This is a genomic window from Streptomyces sp. NBC_01077 (assembly GCF_045162855.1).
GTDB lineage: Bacteria > Actinomycetota > Actinomycetes > Streptomycetales > Streptomycetaceae > Streptomyces.
The window spans coordinates 7,644,609-7,664,971 of sequence record NZ_CP108669.1; the positions used below are offsets into that span (position 1 = coordinate 7,644,609).

Below are 20,363 nucleotides of genomic sequence, written 5' to 3' on the forward strand. Positions count from 1 at the left end.
CGGTGCTGCTGCAGCGTTTGGTCGAGTACGGCGACAGGATTGCCGGTGAGTTGCCCGCCGAGTTCTACCGTGAGAAGCAGATCCACTGGGTGCTGGACATCGCCGCGGACGGTTCGGGCATGAAGCTCCGCAGCCACAAGGTGTCGGGCCGGCAGCGGGACCAGGCGGTGAGCATGCCGGTCCCCTACGTGCAGCGGTCCGGTACGAAGGTCCCTCCCTACCTTCTGGTGGACACGGCCGAGTTCGTGCTCGGTGTGCCGAAGAAAGCCAAGGACGGCAGTGTCACGGAGAAGGACCGGGACGAGGCGTGGCGGCGGCATGACGCCTACCGCGACTTCGTACGGCGCTGGGCGTCATCGGCGGACGAGCCGGAGGCGAAGGCAGCAGAGGTGTTCTTCTCGGCCGGCCGGGCCGGGCTGGAGCTGCCCGATGAGGTCGAGGCCAAGGACACGGTCGCGGTCATGGTCGGTACCCGTTGGCTGCACGAGCTGGACTCGGTGAAGCAGCTGTGGGCCGAGGAGGTACGGGCGCGTAAGGGCGGTGCCGCAGAGCGCACAGGACTGTGCCTGGTGTGCGGGGAGCACCGGGCCCTGCTGGCCACCATCCCCGAACCGGTGAAGAAGGGTGCCGTCCCGACAGCGGGCGGCAGCAACGAAGGCCAGCTCATCAGCATCAACGCCCCGGCCCAGGGACGCGCCGGAATGACGCAGCTGGTGAACACACCGGTCTGTCACCGATGCGGCGGCCGAGCCATGGCGGTCCTGAACCACTTGGTGGCCTCCGAGCGTCACCGGCGCCGTTTCCGGGACGACGGAGTACTGCTGTGGTGGACCAGGAAGCCCGACCCGGATTCCGTACTGGCCATGTTCTTCGACGACCAGCCGGAAGCGACCGACATCGAACACCTCATCGACTCGATGAACAAAACCCCGAGCCCCGCGGCCGCGCAGCGGACCGACACGGATGCTTTCTACAGCCTGTCCCTCGGACTGAACAACGCCCGCCTGGTCGTCCGAGACTGGATCGAGGTCCCCCTGGCCGAGGCGAAGAAGAACCTGGCCGCCTGGTACGCCGACCACGGCGTCTGGGACGGATGGACAAGGCGGACCCGCTATTTCCCCCTGTGGCAGATGGCGCTGTCCTGCGGCCGCTGGCAAGGCGAGCGCTACGCACCCGACAGCGCCCCCCACGGCCTGGAGGCCGAACTGCTCCACAGCGCCCTGCACCATCTGAGCCCACCCGCCCGCGCCCTGCCGCTCCTCCTGCAGCGCATCCACGCCGACCGGCGCGTCGACGCTCCGCGTCTGGCGCTGCTGCGGCTGCTCCTGACCCGTTCCTCCAACCCCCAGGACCGTTTGATGCCCCAGCTCGACAAGGACAGCGAAGATCCCGCCTACCTATGCGGCCGGCTCTTCGCCGTCCTCGAAGCCGTACAGGAAGCCGCCCTCCCCGACATCAACACCACGCTGCGCGACAAGTACTTCAGCGCCGCCGTCGCCGCCCCCGGGATCACCCTGCGCCGGCTGTTCACCGATGCGGGAGCGCACTTCAAACGGCTGCGCCGAGACAGGGTGGCCGCGCACAAGGCGCTGGAGAAGCGGCTCTTCGAGATCTACAGCAAGGTGAGCGACGACCTGCCCGGACATCTCACCGACGTCCAGCAGGGCCGCTTCATCATCGGCTACGCCCACCAGCGCCACGACGACATCCTCCAGAGGCAGGCCGCCAAGGAACGCAAGCAGGCCGCCATCCCCGCACAGCAGGACGCGCCCGCCCAGGAACCCGCAGCCGTCTGAGAAGGCGCACCCCGCTTCCGACCATACTCAGCCCACTCGAGGAGTCGCTCCCACCATGACCGCTGCCCACCTGGACCCCACGCGCAAGCACGACTTCGTCTTCCTCATCGAAGCCGTCGACTCCAACGCCAACGGCGACCCCGACAACGGCGGCCTGCCCCGCACCGACCCCGTCAGCGGACACGGCCTGATCACCGACGTCGCCATCAAGCGGAAGATCCGCAACACCGTCGCCCTCATCAACACCCTCGAACCCCGCGAAGGCCGCGAGATCTACGTCGAGGCCGGCACCGCCCTCAACACCCAGCACGAACGCGCCTACACCACCGGCTCCGCACACGACCAGAAGTCCGCGCAGGAATGGATGTGCCGCAACTTCTTCGACGTGCGCATGTTCGGAGCCGTCATGACCACCGGCAAGCGCGACAAGCAGGCCGGCCGCGTCCAGGGCCCCGTCCAGATCGGGTTCTCCCGCTCCATCGACCGCATCACCCCCCTCGACATCGGCATCACCCGCGTCACCCCCACCAAAGAGGAAGACCTCAAGGCGTGGCTCGAACGCGGCGAGAACACCGACGGTAAGAACAAGGGCAAGGAGACCGAGATGGGCTCCAAGCACGTCGTGCCCTACGCCCTGTACCGAGGCACCGGACACTTCAGCGCCCCCCTCGCCAAGCGGACCGGCGTCACCACCGACGACCTCACCCTGTTCTGGCGCGCCTTCGAGATCATGCTCGAACACGACCGCGCCGCCGCTCGCGCCAACCTCGCCCTGCGAGGTCTGTACGTCTTCACGCACGACGACGCCTTCGGCCGTGCCCCCGCCCACGAACTGTTCGAACGGATCACCGTCAAAGCCCGCGACGACGTCAACGCTCGCAGCTTCTCCGACTACGGCACCGTCGAGATCCGTGACACCGACCTTCCGCCCGGCGTCACCCTGACCACCCTCGCCCCACGTCCCCTGGGATGACGCCACCCGACCCCGCACAAGGCGGAGAGGGAGTCCCCTGCAGGTCTCCCTCTCTGCCTTGGAGCACTACGCCTACTGCCCCCCGCCGATGCGGCCTCAACCTCCTGGAAGACGCCTTCACCGATGATGCCGCCACCATCCGGGGCACCCACCTGCACCAACGTGACTACACCCCCTGGGGGACCTGCTCACCATGTACGGTATGGGACCTCACGTGGCGGTCGTCTTCTACGGCGACCGAGGGTCTCAACATCGAGCAGGTCACCGGCAAGGCGCAGCGATGGGCCGCGTGGCGGTCGTTTTCTACGGCGACCGAGCCCTGTCTGCCAGCGCCGGACGTCCCGCCCCCGGCCGCCGCACCCGCCCATCTGGCTCGACGGCGTCGAGTTCAGGCCAGGCCACGGCTGACGCAGCCCTTAGAGACCCCCGCTGCCCACGCCACCGCAGCAATCCCGCCGTGCCCCAGCTGCTGGGCCTCCGCGCAGTACAAGATCCGGCGCTGCCACTCGTTCAGATACGGCGTCACCGCCTCAAGCTTCACCTGTAACGACCCGTCGACCCATCAGAGCGCCCAATACCACACCAACGAACCCAACTACCACAAGCAACCCACTAATTCTGTGCCCGGGAGGCCGCTTCAGCTGGCGCCAGCGTTCCAGCCCGGAACTTTCTGATTCGTCCCCGCTCGGCTGTCTTCTGCCGGCCGCGGTCTGGACCCTGAGGTCCCGGCCGGAGTTACGTCGTCCACTGGGCCAGGGTCAGCCAGTGCGCTTGAGAGTGGTGGACGGCGGGGAGGCCGCTGCCGTCATCTGTTCGCGCGTACCGGAAGGGAGCGTCTGGCGTCAGACCCCCTTTTGCGCGTTGGAGACCGTCGAATTGCAGGCAGCGTACGGTGCCCGAGGCGGGTTCCGTGTGGGCCAGCAGCCACGGCGCCAAGGGGAGCAGGGTGCCGTCGCGGGAGGTGAGGATGGGTTGTCCCGTGATCACCGGTGTAGGCGTCGACACCGTGCTGGGGGCCGGCTTTCCGACCCCGTGAAGAGTGAGTACCTCAAGGGTGTACTGGGTGCCGTCGTAGGTCATGGAGGTGGGCACCGCGAGATCTGCGCACCAGGAGGATGTCGCGCGGTGCGCGAACCGGCGCAGCAGCTGGTCGAGTTGGTCAGCCTGGTCCGCTGTGGGGGTCTCCCGGCCGTGTGCGAGGGCGTTGCGTACGGAGATGAGGCTCTGGATCGGCTGGTGATCAGCTCGCTCCGGGGTGATCCAGGAATGTACTCGCCGGAAGTCGCTGCCCGCATCAGGCCGATTCGCGAGTGCGGTGCACAGGTCGAACCAGGTGCCCATGCTCGGGGCTGCCAGCCGGTCCGGCGTGATTCCCCGTAGTGGTGCGGGCGGGGTGCTGCTGAGCCCCAGAACGGCAGCGAAGCGCAGGATCGACTCCAGCGCGTGCAGGCCCTCGTGGATCTTCTTGTCGGGATCGGTGGCGCGGACATATCTGGCCAAGCGATGGGCCAGGGGAGTCGGCAGGCGGTGGGTGGCGACCTCCAGGGATGCGCCCAGGCGGTCGGTGAGGGTCGCTGCGCATCGGTCCAGCAGTTCTTCTCCGGCGGTGTCCTTGACGACCCAGTCGACTGCATCGAGGCGGAGCGCCTCGATGACCTGCTGCTTGGAGCCTTCGCCGGACAGGACGAGGCTGGGAATACGGCATTTCCGCTCTTTGAGCTGCCGCAGAAGCCACAGACCACCCCATTCCTCGGGCGGCATCTTCATATCGATCAGCAGGAGGTCGAACGGGTGGGTGTCGATCGCCTGCAGAGCGGTGTGGCCGTCCGCGGCGAAGCGCAGGCGGGCGCCTTCCTTGTGTAGCGGCCGGCACAGCGTGCGGGCCACGTCCATCTGGTCGTCGGCAACCAGGATGCGCAGGTTGGCCAGTCGCTGGGTCATCCAGACTCCGGTGGCGTAGAGGGAGTGAGTGGCAGGGTGGTGAGCCACGCGGTGCCGGAGGGCGTGGCGATGAGGCTGAGTTGTCCCCCGACCTTGGCCAGCAGCGAGCGGACTCCCAGGAGGCCGAGGCCGTTGCCTCCGCGCTTCGTGCTGCGGATTCGCTTGCCCGAGTTCAGGGCGGCGGCGATGTCCGAGGGGAGTCCGGGGCCGTCGTCGGAGATTTCGACGGCAGCTTCGTAGTCATCGGCGGTCCAGTCCAGGGCGATGGCCCCGCCGTTGCCCAGCACTTCGATCGCGTTGCCGACCAGGTTGTCGAAGATGGCGGTCAGGGAGCGTGCGCCCAGTGCGACGTGGACGGTGCTCTTGGCCGTGGGGATCGACAGCGAGATGTTGGCGGGGAGCCGGGTGAGGACTGCTCCGGCATACTGACGGAGGAAGGCTCCGAGCTCGACGCTCTCGGTGTCGCCCGAGGCGAGCATCGACGTTGCTGCGCGCAGGCGCAGCGCGATGGTGTGTGCCTCGTCGAGGTGCCGGCTCGCGGCGAGTTGTTGTTGCAGCCGGGCTGTGCGGCTCTCGGCGGGCTGGAAGTTGGCGAGGCGGGCGGCGACAAGTTGGTTCTTCAGATCGTGCAGGAGGTCCGCCACGGCTGCGCGGTAGGGCTCCGGGCTGGGTTGGAGTGCAGCGAGGACGGCATGGGTGATCGGTCCCGGTCGGGGCGGGGCCTCTGTCATGGCGACGATCACGTCGATGCCCTGTTCGGCCGTCTCTACGGTGATTGCTTTGCTGGCTGTGGACCAGAGCGAGCACACCTCCTCCAGGACGCTCGGGGAGGGTGGTTGAGTAGACCGGAATCCCAGCCGTAGCGGCTGCTCGGCGAGGACTTCGACGGAGGTTTCTCCTCCGTCGGAGGCGAGGGCGGACAGCGAGGCGTCGAGGACGGCTCGCGCCCGCCCGGAGATCCGGACCGGGGGAAGCGCCGGCAGGGCCTTCAGCCGGCCTCGGTGAAGGATCCGCCAGTCGTCGGCGAGATCGGGCAGCAGGATGTCGGGATCGTCGGAACCGAGGCACCGGTAGACGTCGCACAACTGCACCAGGTGACGTACATGTGCCGTGGTGATGGCTTCGGGGGTCTCGATCCGCTCCAGGGTGTCTATCGCCCGCACCAGGACGGTGTTGATGGGGTCTGGGACAGCGGGTTCCTCGACGGCCTTACGGAACGCGTCCCGCAGATGGCTGTCGGGATGCAGGGGAAGATCGAGGTTCAGTAGTTCATCCACGCCAACGGCCCACTTGAGCAGCGCCGGAGCGTCCGAGGCGAGATGCAGCCCGAAGAGGCGTGCGGTGATCCATCGTTGCGTGGGAACCGGGGCGGCGTTGAGCAGATAAGCCTGCTGAGCGAGGAGGAACCGGGCGAGGGAGCGGGCCGCTTCCTTGGCCCCGTCAAAGGACCGGGCCGGGGACCCGTCGGCGAGGCGTTCGAGGACACTGAGCACAGCCAAGGACGCACTGTGCTTCGCGGGTACCTTGCCCGCAGCGGCAGCGCCTTGCATTCTGAGCGTGACGCCCAGCGCCTTGCTGTCCAGGACGGCGGTCGCCGTATACCGCTGCAGGTGGTCAGGCCCGGTGACCGTGTGCTCGTAGGTCACGGGGAGCTTCATGAGGCTGGCCGTGCGGGCCAGGCGCGTGGTGGGTTCGACCGGTGGTGGTGCGCTCGGTGCCACCAACTGCCATGTGGGGGCCCATTCTTGCGGCCAGCGGTCGGCCAGCGATCCCTGGAAGCCCCCAGCTTCGGAGACTGCGCCGATCACGGCTTGGAAGGAGTCGGCCCCAATCTCCAAAGGTATGCCGAGGGATCGCTGACCTGCTCCGAGGAGTAACCCTGATGCCAACCCGACCTCGTGGAAGGCGGTGTTGTACACGCTGTTGGGGAGAGTGGTGAAAGCGAATTCGGCGGGGGGCGCCACGACGATGCGTCGTGCAGTGGCGAGCAGATGCTCGTAGCCGAGTATCTGGGCTCCCAGGTAGGCCAGGGCCTGGTAGTCCTGCTGATGGCATCTCTCCATCTGATGGCCGTTTTCGTACGCCCATGAGGCGTGGACGAGTGCCTGGGAGAGCAAGGGGCGTGACGTCTCCGGAAGGGAGAAGAGCGTCTCCAAGCGCCGCACGGTGTCTACATGGGCACGCGATGCGTGGATTTCCTGGGCGGGCGGCGGCGGTGAGACCGCGGAATCCCGCGCCGTAAGGACCTGAGGCAAGTGCCGTTGCAGGAAGTCGAGCGCGGCCAGCTGCGCGGCGGTCTTCTTGTTGCTGCCACTTCCCTCGCCGGCCCGCCGACGCGTGTCGGTGACGACGGCCCGGAACACCGGGGCGTGATCGGGACCACCGCGCCCATAACCCCAGGTCAACGCTGTGTGGCCCAAAGCTTCATACAGGGCGGTCTTCGGGTCGTTGATGCTGGATGCGATCTCGCGCTGCTGCGTGGCCAGGTGCCCATCGAGCAGTCGTCTTGCTACTTCCTCCTCGCCTTCCAGGCACAGCACACCAATGACTTGGTGGCACAGAAGAGTGGTCACCTTCGGCGGAAGCGCATGTCTGTCGAGTCCCACGCTCAGGGCCGCGGACTTTCGCAGCCACTCCTGACATGCGGCCCAGGCCGGGAAGGTAGCGACAATCCGGGCAACATCTGCGCTCATCGTCCCGGACGTGGGATTCGCGATCCTGCGGTACCGCTCTACTGCGGCCGTCTTCCACAGGAACGCGCTGCCCAGCCGACCAAGTGCGTCCAAGGAGGTCTGTGTGACACCTGGTAGCGCGCCCCGGCTCTCGAAGAGGTACGACCGGTGAACCAGCGCCGTGGCGATCGCGTTCCGTGCACCGTCTCTCGGAGCGGGAAGCCCCAGGGCGTCCAGGTGCGCGAACGCCGGCGCGGCCTCGCGGACTCGCGCCTCAACGGAATGTTCAAGCACGCCAAGGCGCGCCCTGCTCCGATCATCCTCAACGGCCGTCATGCACGCACCCCACCCCGCTGGACCGTCAGCTCCCGACGAAACAGTATGGCCGGGGCGCAGAGGGAGGAGATCAAACTTCGCGTGATTCAGGCGATGTTGGCCAGTCGGCACGGCCCGAATCCGTGCACTGCCTCCGCCGCCTGGGGCTCCATCGGCGACGTTGCCGCGTCCATCAGGTGCTGGAATCGCTGTACTCCGGCCCGCCGCTTTCGAGGACCCGGACCAAGGACGCGGTGACGACCCGCGTGCTGCGGCCGATGCGGAGCACGCGGCACGGGAACTGGCCTTGGCGCACCAGGGCGTAGCCCTTGGCCCGGGAGAATCCGAACGCCTTGGACGCTTGCGTCGTTGCCGGTCGCAAGTGGGTGGGGAATCAACCGATTACCTGTCTTCTCCGGCCAGGTTGAGCACCGGTTCGGGCGAAGTCCCCCGGGCTGTGGTCGGGTCATGCGGGTGTGCGGGATCGGTGGGACGGTTGTGCGGTGCCATCCCGGACGGGGTCTGACTCATGACATTTCTGACCGAGGTGTCCTGGTGTCACAGTGTCGGCTCTTGGGTGGGGATGGTGCGTTGTCGGTACCGGGGCGGCGGGGTGTGTCCCGATAGGGGCCTGCCGATTGTTGTGGCGTCCTCACGATTCTGACCGCCCGACGCGGCCCGGTACCGGCAACGCGACACGCCATCGGACCGGAAGGGGAACGGGCATGTCTGGTACGTCGCCTGCTCCGAAGACCCGTCGTCGCCCCCCTGGGGGGGAGGCGGTGCTGGGAGTGGACACGCACCGCGATACGCATGTGGCGGCGGTGCTCTCCTTGACGGGGGCAGTGCTTGCCACCGACGAGTTCCCGGCCACTGCGGTTGGATACCGCGATCTTCTGCAGTGGGCGAGGAAGTTGGGAGCCGTGAGGCAGGCCGGGGTGGAGGGGACCGGCTCCTACGGGGCGTCGCTGTCGCGTTATCTGCTGGGCCAGGGTATCGACGTGATTGATGTGAATCGGATGGACCGGGCCGATCGCCGCCGGCGCGGCAAATCGGATCCGTTCGATGCCCAGAACGCGGCGCGAGCCGTACTGAGCGGGCGGGCCCGCGCCCGGGCCAAATCGGGCGACGGACCGGTACAGATCGCGAGGATGTACAAACTCACGAAGGCGTCGGCGGTCAAGGCCCGCACGCAGGCCATCAACCAGCTCAAGGCCGTCCTCGTCACTGCTGATCCCGCCCTGCGGGAAGAGTTGGCCGGATTGGGTAATGCTGAACTCTTCCGTACCTGTGCGCGGTTCACCGACGCGAGCAGTCACGAAGAGGGCGGCGAGGAGTCGGTGCCGCAGGCCACCCGCACCACCCTGCGCCTGCTGGCCCACCGGATCGGCCAGCTCTCCGAGCAGATCCGGGACGTGGACGCACGTCTGGCCCGGCTCGTGAAACGCCATGCCCCGCAACTCCTCGACGTGATGGGCATCGGCCCGGATACCGCCGTGACCCTGCTGATCACGATGGGGGACAACCCTGAGCGTCTGGGCAGTGAGGCATCCTTCGCCGCGCTGTGCGGGGTCAGCCCCGTCGAGCGATCCTCAGGCGCGCGGCAGTACCGTCGCCTCAACCGCGGCGGCGACCGGCAGGCCAACGCCGCCCTGCACCGGATCGTGCAGACCCGCCTGCGCTTCGATCCCCGCACCCAGGAGTACTACGAGCGCCGTACCCAACAGGGCAAGACGCGGCGCGAAATCGTCCGATGCCTCAAACGCTACGCTGCCCGTGAGGTGTTCCACCTGGTCAGGACCACCCACTCGTACCCGACGCTATAGGGGCTGTCGTGACAGATGAAGGTGTGAACCGGTGAGCGAGACCAAGATCGATACGCTGCAGTACCGCGTTGACGGGCCAGAACAGGCTCCCGTCCTGGTCATGGGGCCGTCCCTCGGTACCACATGGCACATGTGGGACCGGCAGATACCTGAGCTCACCCGGGACTGGCGGGTCGTCCGTTTCGACCTTCCCGGGCACGGCGGTGCGCCTGCCGAGGCCTTCACCTCCGTAGCCGAGCTCGGTGACCGGCTCCTCGCCACCCTCGACACGATCGGCGTGCAGCGCTTCGGGTACGCGGGCTGCTCCCTCGGCGGAGCGGTGGGCCTCGACCTGGCTCTGCGAGCGCCCCACCGGGTCGCCTCGCTCGCCCTGGTCGCCACGTCGCCCCGGTTCGGCAGCGCCGACGAGTTCCGCCAGCGCGGTGTCATCGTCCGCGCCAACGGCCTGGAGCCGATGGCCCGCACCGCGCCCGAGCAGTGGTTCACCTCCGTGTTCGCCGGTGCGCAGCCCGCGATCGTGGACTGGGCCGTGCAGATGGTCCGGGCGACCGACCCCGCCTGCTACATCGCCGCCTGCGAGGCCCTCGCCGTCTTCGACGTGCGGGACGCCCTCGACCGGATCACCGTCCCCGCGCTCGTCCTCGTCGGCTCGGAGGACCAGGTCACCGGTCCCGCCGAGGCCCGCACCCTGGTCGCCGGGATCGCCGACGCCCGGCTCGCCGTCGTCCCCGGTGCCTCGCACCTGGCCCCCGTCGAGCAGCCCGCCGCCGTCACCGACCTGCTCGTCGAGCACTTCGCCGGCACCGCCCCGGACACCAGCGGCACCCTGACCGTGCCGCCCCTGCCCGCGGCCCCGGCACCCGTGGCCGAGCCCGCCCCGGCCGCCGAGCCCGCCGAGGCCGCCCGCCCCGACCCGTACGAGAAGGGGCTCGGGCTGCGTCGCGAGGTCCTCGGCGACGCGCATGTGGACCAGGCCCTCTCCGACGACGCCGACGGTGCCTTCCAGGACCTGGTCACGCGGTACGCCTGGGGCGAGGTCTGGAGCCGGGACGGTCTCGACCGGCGTACCCGGAGCGTCGTGACCCTCACGGCCCTGATCGCCGGAGGCCACCGGGAGGCCCTCGCCGACCACACCCGCGCGGCTCTCCGCAACGGGCTGTCGGCCGAGGAGCTGCGCGAGATCGTGCTCCACGCGGGCGTGTACTGCGGCTTCCCCGCCGCGGAGACCGCGCTGCGCGTGGTGGCCAGGGTTGTCGAGGAGGAGACGACGCCCCCGGCGTAGCCTGGCCCCGTGAAGCTGACGAAGAAGTCCCACGCGTGCGTGCGGCTGGAGAAGGACGGGCGGACGCTCGTCCTCGACCCCGGCATGTTCACCGAAGAGGACGCGGTCCTCGGGGCCGATGCCCTGCTCGTGACACACGAGCACCCCGACCACTTCGACGAGAGCCGTCTGCGGGCCGCCCTGGAGGCCAACCCGGCCGCCGAGATCTGGACGCTGCGCAGCGTCGCCGACCAGCTCTCGGCGGCCTTCCCGGGCCGTGTGCACACGGTCGGTCACGGCGACAGCTTCACGGCGGCCGGGTTCGACGTCCAGGTGCACGGCGAGCTGCACGCCGTGATCCACCCGGACATCCCGCGCATCACCAACGTGGGGTACCTCGTCGACGGTGGCGCCGTCTTCCACCCCGGCGACGCGCTCACCGTGCCCGACCGCCCCGTGGACACGCTGCTGCTCCCCGTCATGGCTCCGTGGAACAAGATCTCCGAGGTCATCGACTACGTGCGCGAGGTGAAGCCGCGCCGGGCGTACGACATCCACGACGCGCTGCTCACCGATCTCGCGCGGCCCATCTACGATCGCCAGATCGGCGCGCTCGGCGGCACCGACCACCTACGGCTCGCCCCCGGCGCCTCCGCCGAGCTCTGAGCCCGGCACGGCGGCGGCGGCCGCCCGGCGAGGCGTCGATTGTCGGACCCCGCACGTAGGCTTGCGCACATGCGCATCGCCACCTGGAACGTCAATTCGATCACCGCCCGGCTGCCCCGACTCCTTGCCTGGCTGGAGAGCAGCGGCACGGACGTGCTGTGCATCCAGGAGACCAAGTGCACCGCCGAGCAGTTCCCCACCGAGGAGCTGCGCGCCCTGGGGTACGAGTCCGTGGTCAATGCCACGGGCCGGTGGAACGGCGTGGCCCTGGTTTCCCGCGTCGGCCTCGCGGACGTGGTCACGGGCCTGCCCGGCGGCCCGGAGTACGACGGGGCCGAGGAGCCCCGGGCGATCTCCGCGACCTGCGGCCCGGTCCGCGTCTGGTCGGTGTACGTGCCGAACGGCCGGGAGGTCGCCCACGACCACTACGCGTACAAGCTGCGCTGGCTGGAGGCCCTGAAGGCGGCCGTCGCGGAGGACGCGGCCGGGGACCGCCCCTTCGCGGTCCTCGGCGACTACAACATCGCGCCGACCGACGACGACGTCTGGGACATCGCCGTCTTCGAGGGCGCCACGCACGTGACGGAGCCGGAGCGGGCCGCGCTCGCCGGCCTCCGTGAGACCGGTCTGACCGACGTGGTCCCGCGCCCCCTCAAGTACGACCACCCCTTCACGTACTGGGACTACCGCCAGCTCTGCTTCCCGAAGAACAGGGGCATGCGCATCGACCTGGTCTACGGCAACAAGCCCTTCGCCGAGGGGGTCACGGACAGCTACGTGGACCGCGAGGAGCGCAAGGGCAAGGGCGCCTCGGACCACGCACCCGTCGTGGTCGACCTCGACGTGTAGAGGCCGCCCGGCCCCGGTACGCATCCGGTGTCACCACCCGGCGGCGGGAACGATCTCCGCGCGCCGGGTGGTCGACCGGGAGGTGACGGTGCGAGGCTGTTCGGATGAACATTCCATTTCTGGACAACTGGCGCAAGCGGCATGAACCCGAGTCGGCCGACTCCCCGCTGGTCGCGGCCTTCGACCGTGACCCCGAGGGGGTGGCCGAGTTGCTCGCCGAGTGCGAGTTGCTGCGCGCCCGTGTCGGGGAGTCCGGGGTGACGCTCGACGACACCCCGAACTCCCTCCAGGAGCTCGACCAGCTGCCGCCCCGCTGGCGCGACGATGCGGAGGAGCTGCCCTGGTTCGGGAACGACGCCGGGCTCTACCTCGGCACCGTGATCGTGCGGAACGTGCCGGGTGCCCGCTGGCAGGTGTGGCCGGGTGGCGGTCCGGCGGTGCGGCTCGCCTCCGGCCGGGAGATCCAGGTCGTCGAGGCCGGTCTCGACTGGGCGATGACGGGCTCGCCGGAGCTCTCCCAGGTGTACGCCGAGGCCGCCGAGTACTGATGCCGGCACCCCGCACGGGCCGGTCCCGCACCGCTGTTTACGCCACCCTTTTGCAGTAAATACGGCTTATTCCTGTTTCATGCGTGTCGGGCGTGAAGTCCCTTTTCTGGTGGATAGTTTGCGCTGACTCGACACCGCTGAGAAATGGGGCAGGGCAGCGTATGGCCGTCGTCGATCCGCTGATCGAACTGCGTGGCGTCAACAAGCACTACGGCACGTTGCACGTCCTCCAGTCCATCGATCTCACCGTCGGCCGGGGAGAGGTGGTCGTCGTCATCGGCCCGTCCGGATCCGGCAAGTCCACTCTCTGCCGGGCGATGAACCGCCTGGAGAGCGTGGAGTCGGGCGAGATCGTCATCGACGGACAGCCGCTCCCCGAGGAGGGCAAGGCGCTCGCCCGGCTGCGCGCCGAGGTCGGCATGGTGTTCCAGTCGTTCAACCTCTTCGCGCACAAGACCGTCCTCGCGAACGTCTCCCTTGCGCAGAGCAAGGTACGCAAGCGCAAGAAGGAGGAGGCGGACCGGCGTTCGCGCGAACTCCTCGAACGCGTCGGACTCGCCGCGCACGCCGACAAGTACCCGGCCCAGCTCTCCGGCGGCCAGCAGCAGCGCGTGGCCATCGCCCGCGCCCTCGCCATGGACCCCAAGGCGCTCCTCTTCGACGAGCCGACCTCGGCCCTCGACCCCGAGATGATCAACGAGGTCCTGGAGGTCATGCAGCAACTCGCCCACGAGGGCATGACGATGGTGGTCGTCACCCACGAGATGGGCTTCGCCCGCTCCGCCGCCAACCGCGTCGTCTTCATGGCCGACGGGAAGATCGTCGAGGACCGCGCGCCGGAGGACTTCTTCACCGCCCCACGCAGCGAGCGCGCCAAGGACTTCCTGTCCAAGATCCTCAAGCACTGAGCGGGGTGGGAACCATGCAGCGTTCGCACCGCGCCCTGGCCGCGCTCACCCTGCTGCTCGCCGTGACGACGGCGCTCGGCGGCTGCGGCAGGGAGGGCAGCCCGCCCGTCAAGGGCCCCCAGCCCGACCAACTCCCCGTCTATCAGGTCCAGTCGGGCTTCACCCTGCCCGACTCCCCTACCTGGACCCGGGCGAAGAAGCGCGGGCATCTCGTCGTCGGCGCCAAGGAGGACCAGCCCTACATGGGTGAGCGGGACCCGGCCACCGGCCGCTACTCCGGCTTCGACATCGAGATCGCCAAGATGATGGCGGCCTCCCTCGGCTTCGACCCGGCCGGCATCGCCTTCCGTACGATCGCCTCGGCCAACCGCGAAACCGCCCTGCAGAACGGGCAGATCGACTACTACGTCGGCACCTACACCATCAACGACAACCGCAAGAAGCTCGTCGGCTTCGCCGGGCCCTACTACCTCGCCGGCCAGTCCCTCCTGGTCCGCACCGACGAGAACGACATCAAGGGCCCCCAGGACCTGGCGGGCAAACGGGTCTGCTCGGCCGCCGGCTCCACCCCGTACCAGCGGATCGAGAAGGACTACCCGAAGGCCGAACTCGTCGCCTACGACACGTACTCCGCCTGCGTGGACAACCTGCTGACCTACCAGGTCGACGCGGTCACCACCGACGACACGATCCTCATGGGCTACGCCGCCAAGGTGCCGGACGAACTCAAGGTCGTCGGCAAGCCGTTCTCCGAGGAGCCGTACGGCATCGGCGTCCCGCGCAACGACAACGCCCTGCGCTTCGCCCTCGACGACGCCCTCGCCGTCCACGAGAAGAACGGCGACTGGAAGAAGGCGTACGACGCCACTCTCGGCCTCTCCGGAATCCCCGCCCCGACACCGCCCGCCATCGACCGCTACCCGGCGAGCTGACCGGAGGAACCTCCCGACATGGACGTCCTGACCGACAACCTCTCGCTCTACTGGCAGGGATTCCTCGGCACCGTCGAACTCACCGTCTACGCCTCCGCGTTGGCCCTGGTCCTGGGCTTCCTCATGGCCTCGTTCCGGGTCGCGCCCGTGGGCTCCTTCCGGGTCTTCGGCACGGTCTGGGTCACCATCCTGCGCAACACCCCGCTGACCCTGCTCTTCTTCGCGGTCATGCTGGGCCTGCCCCGGTTCGGACTCGTGCTGCCCTTCGAGCTGTTCGCGGTCCTCGCGCTCGGCTGCTACACCTCGGCCTTCGTCTGCGAGGTGCTGCGCTCCGGCATCAACACCGTGCCGCGCGGGCAGGGCGAGGCCGCCCGCAGCCTGGGAATGAGCTTCGCCCAGACCCTCGGCACCGTCGTCCTGCCCCAGGCCTTCCGGACGGTCATCTCCCCGATCGGCTCCACCCTGATCGCCCTCGCCAAGAACTCGGCGATCGCCGGCGCGTTCAGCGTCACCGAACTCCTCGGCACCTACAAGACCTTGAGCGAACTCGGCTACAACATCGTCTGGACCTTCGTCTGGATCGCCGTCGGATACCTCATCATCACCCTCAGTATCAGCGCCCTCTTCCACGTCATGGAGAAGCGCTGGGGAGTCGCCCGATGACCGATTCCACCGCCCTCTACGACATCCCCGGGCCCCACACCCGGCGGCGCCACCTCCTCTACGGCCTCGCGTCCACCGTGGTGATCCTCGCGCTGGCCGGCTGGATCCTCTATCTCCTCTTCGACAACGACCAGTTCACCTCCACCAAGTGGTCGCCCTTCCTCTACAAGGGCATCCAGGAGCTGTTGCTCGAAGGGCTCGGCAACACCCTCAAGGCCTTCGCCTACGCCTCGGTGCTCTCGCTCGTCCTCGGCGGGGTCCTGGCCGCCGGGCGCCTCTCCGAGCACCGGGTGCTCCGCTGGATCTCGACCCTGTGCGTCGAGTTCTTCCGCGCCATGCCGGTCCTCGTGATGATCTTCTTCATCTTCGTGGCGCTCAAGGTGCAGCCGCTGCCCGCGCTCGTCGCCGGACTGACCCTCTACAACGGCTCGGTGCTCGCGGAGGTCTTCCGCACCGGCATCCACGCCGTCGCCCGCGGCCAGGGCGAGGCCGCGTACGCGCTCGGCATGCGCAAGACGCAGGTCATGACCTACGTCCTGGTGCCGCAGGCCGTCCGCGCGATGCTGCCGGCCATCATCAGCCAGTTGGTGGTCGCCCTCAAGGACACCTCGCTCGGATACCTCATCACCTACGAGGAGTTCCTGCACGCGGGCAAGCTGATCGCCTCCAACCTGGACTACGACCTGCCGTTCATCCCGGTCGTCCTGGTGATCTCACCGATCTACATCGGGATGTGCATGCTGCTCTCCTGGTTCGCCACCTGGGTGGCCAGGAAAGAGCGCCGCAGCCCGAAGACGAAGGCCGTGGACGTCGCTCCGGCCGAACCAGAGACGCTGCTGCCGGGACCGCAGTAGCGAGCGAGAGCCGCACCCGCCCGGCAGCAGCCGGTGATCACTCCTTCCGCAGCGGTACCGACACGAACGACGGGTCGGCCGAGGGGGAGGAGAAGGTCAGCTGCGCGCCGGTCGGGTTGTGCTCGATGTAGAGCGGATCGACGGTGTCGACGACCAGCGCGAGGCGGTGCCCCGCCGGTACGTCGTACGCCGTGGAGAACAGCTCCAGATCGACGCCGAACGGCTTCCCGGGGGTCCGGTCGTGGAAGGTGTACGGGGCGTTGCTGACCAGCTTGCCGACGCCGAGCGGACCCACGTCGTAGAGGTACGCGACGAGGGTGCCGCTCTCCTCGGTGGAGGTGACGGTGGTGTGCACCTTCACGGTGCCGCGCACCCGCTGCGGGGTGTCGTACCGCTCGGACTGCCAGACGCCGGCGAAGGCACGGGGGAGCAGGGGGACGGAGACGACGGGCGGGGTGCGGAGGAACTGGTCCAGGAGGTTGGTGAGCAGGGTGATGCCGCCGTTGGCTCCGGAGTCGACGTTCGCCCAGACCCGCTGCGTACCACCGAGGTCGAACTTCCGCTGGTTCGCGTTCACGGACTTCCAGTCCGCGTAGCCCTCGTAGCCGTCGGTCGAACGGGACTTGAGCTGGACCGGCTGCTCGCGGTCGATGCCGTTGTCGACGTCCTTGAGGTAGCGGTCGAACCAGCGGTGGGCGCTGGTCCAGGTGTCGTTGGGCAGCCCGAACAGGCCGGTGGCCTCGGCGGTGGCGTGGTCGCCGGGGCGGAACTCGAGCCGCTTGGGACCGGTGAGCTTCTCGAAGAAGCTCGCGTACTGGTTGGGCGGGAAGATGGTGTCGCCCCAGGCGTTGCCGAGCATGATCGCGGCGCCGTTGGCGTTGATCCGGTCCAGCTGCTCGACGGCGGAGCGCTTGCGGCCCCAGGCGATCATGTCCTCCTCCTTGTCCAGGTTGGAGGAGAGGAAGTCGCCCAGGATCTGCTTGAGTTCGGGCCCGGGGCGGCCGGTGAGGTAGCCGGCGCCGCCGAGCAGGGCGGCGGCTTGGAGGTGCTGGGTGCGGCCGCTGTAGATCGACTCGATGAGGTCCGCCCAGCCGCTGAGCGCGGCGACGGCCTTGATCCGCGGGTCGTGGGCGGCGGCGAGAAGACTGATCCCGGCGCCGTACGAGACGCCCGCCATGCCGATGTGGGCCGGGTCGGCGGAGGCGTTGGCGAGGGCCCAGTCGATCACCTTGGAGGCGTCGGCGATGTCCTTGGGTCCCGCGGTCTCGATCTCCCCGCCGGACTGCCAGAAGCCGCGCGAGTTGTAACTCACCACGATGTAGCCGGAGTCGGCGAGTTGTTTGGCCTGGGCGAGGTACTCGATCTGGGGCATGGCCCAGCTGGTGGGCAGCACGATCAGGGGGAGGCGGGCGCCGGCGACCGCTCCGGCGGGGGTGACGACGTTCGCCTTGAGGACGGTGCCGCCCTCCCCGGCGATGTCGACGAAGCGGATGCCGGTGCCGGTCGTCTCTCCGGTCTCACCGGCCTGGGCGGCGGGGGCGAGCCCGAGGGCCGCCCCGGCCACGAGTGCGGCCGAGACGGCGAGGGCCAGGGATGTGCGCACGGGTCACTCCTCGCTGGGGTACCGCTGGGGAGGCGGTACCGGTGCACTGATGGGGGGCAGTGAAAGTGACCCGACGGTAACCGGCGCGCTTTACCCGTGGTAACCGGTCGGTAAGTTACGTGCGGGTAACGATTGATGGCCGGGTGTCGCCGTCCAGGAGGGCGACGGCCTCCATGAAGTCCGTGTGGGCGTTCTCGTACCGCTTGGCGGCGACGAGGAACGTGGCGCCGGTGGCTGGGCTCGCCCGACTCTGCCAGCCGGGCGAGGATCCGCAGGGCCTCCTGTCGATCCGCTCCGGCCTCCTCCCGTCGACCGACCTTGAACCCGTACGAGACCAACGCCCGTGCCGGCTTCGGCAGATACGCCGCCGGCTCACCGTCGTCAGCACCCGGTCCTGGGAGAGGCTCGGCCGGTCCGATCCGAGCAGCATCGTCCGTGCCCGCAGCACAGCATCATGGTCGACGTTCTCGGAGTGATTCGCGACGGCGATTCCGGGATCCGGGGGGAGGGGCCGCACAAGGCTGTCGAGGTGTGCGATCAGTCCTACGAGAACCGCCTCTGACCCGTCATGATGGATACGTCTTCACCCCTGACTGGGAGGCGCGGTGCAGGAGTCGAGCGGCGTACCGGACGTCTTCGACCCACGGATCTACGCGGCCGGGATCCCGCACGACCGCTTCCGTGACCTGCGCGACCGCGCGCCCGTCGCCTGGCAGGAGGAGCCCGAGATCCTGGGCTGGCCCGCGGGCTCCGGGTTCTGGGCCGTCACCCGGCATGCCGATGTGGTCCGGGTGCTGAAGGACCCGGGCGCGTACTCGTCCTGTCTCGGCGCCACCCAGATCCGCGACCCCGATCCCGCCGATCTGCCCTTCATCCGGCGCATGATGCTCAATCAGGACCCTCCCGGACACGGTCGGTTGAGGCGTCTCGTCAGTCGGGCCTTCACCCCGGGCCGGATCGAGCGCTTCGGCGTCACCGCGCGCGAGCGGGCCCGGCAGCTGCTCGCGGACGCGATCGCCGGGGGCGGCGAGGTGGACCTCGTCCGGGCCGTCACCGACGACTACGCGCTGCTCAATCTCACCGATCTGCTCGGAGTGCCCCCGAGTGACCGGGGCCTGCTGCACTCCTGGACCGAGCGGGTCATCGCGTACCAGGACCCCGACGAGCCACCCGTCCTCGACGACGAGGGGCGGCCGGTCAACCCGCGGTCGCCCGCGATGCTCGCCGAGATGTTCGGCTACGCCCAGGAGCTCGCCGCGTACAAGCGCGCCCATCCCGCCGACGACGTGATGAGCGTGCTCGCCACGTCCGAACTCGCCGACGCCGAACTGGAGATGTTCTTCTTCCTGCTGACGGTCGCCGGAAACGACACGGTCCGCAGCGCCGCCCCCGGCGGACTCCTCGCCCTCACCGAACACCCCGACGAGCAGCGGAGGTTGTGGAAGGGTGAGGTCTCCATGGACACGGCGGTGGACGAACTGCTCCGCGTCCACCCGCCCGTGCTCTCGTTCCGGCGCACGGCCGCCACCGACACCGAGCTCGCGGGGCAGGCGCTCCGGCGCGGCGACAAGGTCGTCGTCTTCCACGCCTCCGCCAACCATGACGAGCGCGTCTTCCCCGACCCGCACCGCCTGGACCTCGGTCGAAGCCCGAACCCGCACGTGTCCTTCGGTGACGGCCCCCATGTCTGCCTGGGTGCGCACTTCGCCCGGCTTCAGCTCCGTGTGCTCCACGAGGAGGTGCGGCGGGCCTGTGGTGGTCTGGAGCTCGCCGGTTCGCCCCGGCGTCTCGTCTCCAACTTCATCAACGGCATCAAGTCGCTGCCGGTTCGGCTGCGGGAGCCGTCCTCGCCGCTCGCGTGACATCGGCCACGAGCTCGACCACATCGGGGCCGTACGCCTGCGAGTTGACCACCTTCAGGAGCAGTACGAAGGAGCCGGAACGATGGCGGCGCGCCAACTCCGGGTAGTGGCGGGCGAGATAGCGGGTCGCCGCCTGGTTGGTGATGGCCCGCTGGCCGCAGAAGAGGAAGACGGGCCGGCCGCCCTCGCCGGCGGTGAGCCGGGCGAGGATCACGTACTCGCAGACCCCCACCTCCGAGCGGTAGCTCTCTCCGCCGACCACGAACGCGCCGCGGTCCGGGCCGGGTTCGACCTCGACGTTCACCTCGATGCCCGGGAGAAGGGTCGCCAGATGGGCCGCCATCCGCCGATTCGAGTAGGGGCCGCCGACGCAGAACTCCGTCCGGTCGCCGAAGCCCTGGTGGGTCTGATCGTGCGAGAGGATCCGGGCCTGCGCTCCGCAGTCCTTGATCAGGGCGGACAGTTCGAGCAGCGCGAACACGTCGAAGCGGTGTACCGAGCGGTCGCCGCCCGACTCCCTGTTCACGACGAGCAGGCACTCCGAGTTCCCCGGAAGCCCGAAGAAGTCCTGCTTGCGGCGGAGCGTCCGCCGCCAGAGGTACGTGCGGCCCAGCCAGCCGAGCGAGGCGCTGACCCCCGTCGCGAGCACCCCGAGCACGATGTTGCGCAGGTCTTCGTCCATGGGCGCGCATGC

At 68.9% G+C, this 20,363-nt stretch carries 17 protein-coding genes; 12 read left to right on the forward strand and 5 right to left on the reverse strand.

What is annotated here, in order from left to right; genetic code table 11:
- Nucleotides 1-2: 2 nt before the first annotated feature.
- Nucleotides 3-1,796 (forward strand): type I-C CRISPR-associated protein Cas8c/Csd1, encoded by a 1,794-nt coding sequence (gene cas8c / locus OG462_RS34460; protein ID WP_406063790.1) that lies wholly within the window; start codon nt 3-5, stop codon nt 1,794-1,796.
- A 55-nt stretch (nt 1,797-1,851) separates the two neighbouring features.
- On the forward strand, nt 1,852-2,769 hold the full coding sequence (cas7c, locus tag OG462_RS34465; protein WP_406063792.1) for a type I-C CRISPR-associated protein Cas7/Csd2: 918 nt from the start codon (nt 1,852-1,854) through the stop codon (nt 2,767-2,769).
- 735 nt (nt 2,770-3,504) lie between these two features.
- On the opposite strand, the gene OG462_RS34470 is transcribed toward cas7c, so the two are convergent.
- A complete protein-coding gene (locus OG462_RS34470) occupies nt 3,505-4,710 on the reverse strand; it encodes a PleD family two-component system response regulator (RefSeq protein ID WP_406063794.1) in 1,206 nt (401 codons plus the stop codon).
- Nucleotides 4,707-7,718, reverse strand: coding sequence for an ATP-binding protein (locus tag OG462_RS34475; RefSeq protein WP_406063796.1), 3,012 nt, complete (start codon nt 7,716-7,718; stop codon nt 4,707-4,709). Before OG462_RS34475 ends, OG462_RS34470 begins: the two co-directional genes overlap by 4 nt.
- Before the next feature lie 770 nt (nt 7,719-8,488).
- Here OG462_RS34475 and OG462_RS34480 point away from each other — a divergent pair.
- The 9 genes from OG462_RS34480 to OG462_RS34520 all read left to right on the forward strand — a co-directional run bounded on the left by OG462_RS34480 (nt 8,489) and on the right by OG462_RS34520 (nt 16,204).
- Nucleotides 8,489-9,523, forward strand: a complete 1,035-nt coding sequence (locus OG462_RS34480) for an IS110 family transposase (RefSeq protein ID WP_406063797.1) — start codon at nt 8,489-8,491, stop codon at nt 9,521-9,523.
- Nucleotides 9,524-9,554: 31 nt separating this feature from the next.
- Nucleotides 9,555-10,805, forward strand: a complete 1,251-nt coding sequence (locus OG462_RS34485; protein ID WP_406063799.1) for an alpha/beta fold hydrolase — start codon at nt 9,555-9,557, stop codon at nt 10,803-10,805.
- A gap of 9 nt (nt 10,806-10,814) precedes the next feature.
- A complete protein-coding gene (locus tag OG462_RS34490) occupies nt 10,815-11,450 on the forward strand; it encodes an MBL fold metallo-hydrolase (protein WP_406063801.1) in 636 nt (211 codons plus the stop codon).
- Nucleotides 11,451-11,519: 69 nt separating this feature from the next.
- Nucleotides 11,520-12,299, forward strand: coding sequence for an exodeoxyribonuclease III (locus tag OG462_RS34495; RefSeq protein ID WP_406063803.1), 780 nt, complete (start codon nt 11,520-11,522; stop codon nt 12,297-12,299).
- Nucleotides 12,300-12,403: 104 nt separating this feature from the next.
- On the forward strand, nt 12,404-12,847 hold the full coding sequence (locus OG462_RS34500) for a DUF6278 family protein (RefSeq protein ID WP_406063806.1): 444 nt from the start codon (nt 12,404-12,406) through the stop codon (nt 12,845-12,847).
- 161 nt (nt 12,848-13,008) lie between these two features.
- Nucleotides 13,009-13,755: an amino acid ABC transporter ATP-binding protein gene (locus OG462_RS34505; protein WP_406063808.1), complete on the forward strand. Its 747-nt coding sequence runs from the start codon at nt 13,009-13,011 to the stop codon at nt 13,753-13,755.
- A 14-nt stretch (nt 13,756-13,769) separates the two neighbouring features.
- Nucleotides 13,770-14,687 carry a glutamate ABC transporter substrate-binding protein gene (locus OG462_RS34510; protein ID WP_406063810.1) on the forward strand — a complete coding sequence of 306 codons (918 nt, stop codon included), beginning with the start codon at nt 13,770-13,772 and terminating at the stop codon, nt 14,685-14,687.
- An 18-nt stretch (nt 14,688-14,705) separates the two neighbouring features.
- Nucleotides 14,706-15,350 (forward strand): amino acid ABC transporter permease, encoded by a 645-nt coding sequence (locus OG462_RS34515; protein ID WP_406063812.1) that lies wholly within the window; start codon nt 14,706-14,708, stop codon nt 15,348-15,350.
- Nucleotides 15,347-16,204 carry an amino acid ABC transporter permease gene (locus OG462_RS34520; RefSeq protein WP_406063814.1) on the forward strand — a complete coding sequence of 286 codons (858 nt, stop codon included), beginning with the start codon at nt 15,347-15,349 and terminating at the stop codon, nt 16,202-16,204. The genes OG462_RS34515 and OG462_RS34520 overlap by 4 nt, the downstream gene beginning before the upstream one ends.
- 37 nt (nt 16,205-16,241) lie before the next feature.
- On the opposite strand, the gene OG462_RS34525 is transcribed toward OG462_RS34520, so the two are convergent.
- Together OG462_RS34525 and OG462_RS34530 are read right to left on the reverse strand one after the other, a co-directional pair.
- A complete protein-coding gene (locus OG462_RS34525; protein ID WP_406063816.1) occupies nt 16,242-17,807 on the reverse strand; it encodes an alpha/beta fold hydrolase in 1,566 nt (521 codons plus the stop codon).
- Between the two features lie 115 nt (nt 17,808-17,922).
- The gene (locus OG462_RS34530) at nt 17,923-18,255 is read right to left on the reverse strand and encodes a hypothetical protein (protein WP_406063817.1); all 333 of its coding nucleotides are present in this window, start codon (nt 18,253-18,255) and stop codon (nt 17,923-17,925) included.
- 157 nt (nt 18,256-18,412) lie between these two features.
- On the opposite strand from OG462_RS34530, the gene OG462_RS34535 reads away from it, so the two are divergent.
- Complete coding sequence (locus OG462_RS34535) at nt 18,413-19,669, forward strand: cytochrome P450 (RefSeq protein WP_406063819.1); 1,257 nt, start codon at nt 18,413-18,415, stop codon at nt 19,667-19,669.
- Here the strand turns inward: OG462_RS34535 and OG462_RS34540 are convergent.
- Entirely contained in the window at nt 19,620-20,351 is a 732-nt protein-coding gene (locus tag OG462_RS34540) for a hypothetical protein (protein ID WP_406063821.1), read from the reverse strand. The genes OG462_RS34535 and OG462_RS34540 overlap by 50 nt on opposite strands.
- Nucleotides 20,352-20,363 lie beyond the last annotated feature (12 nt).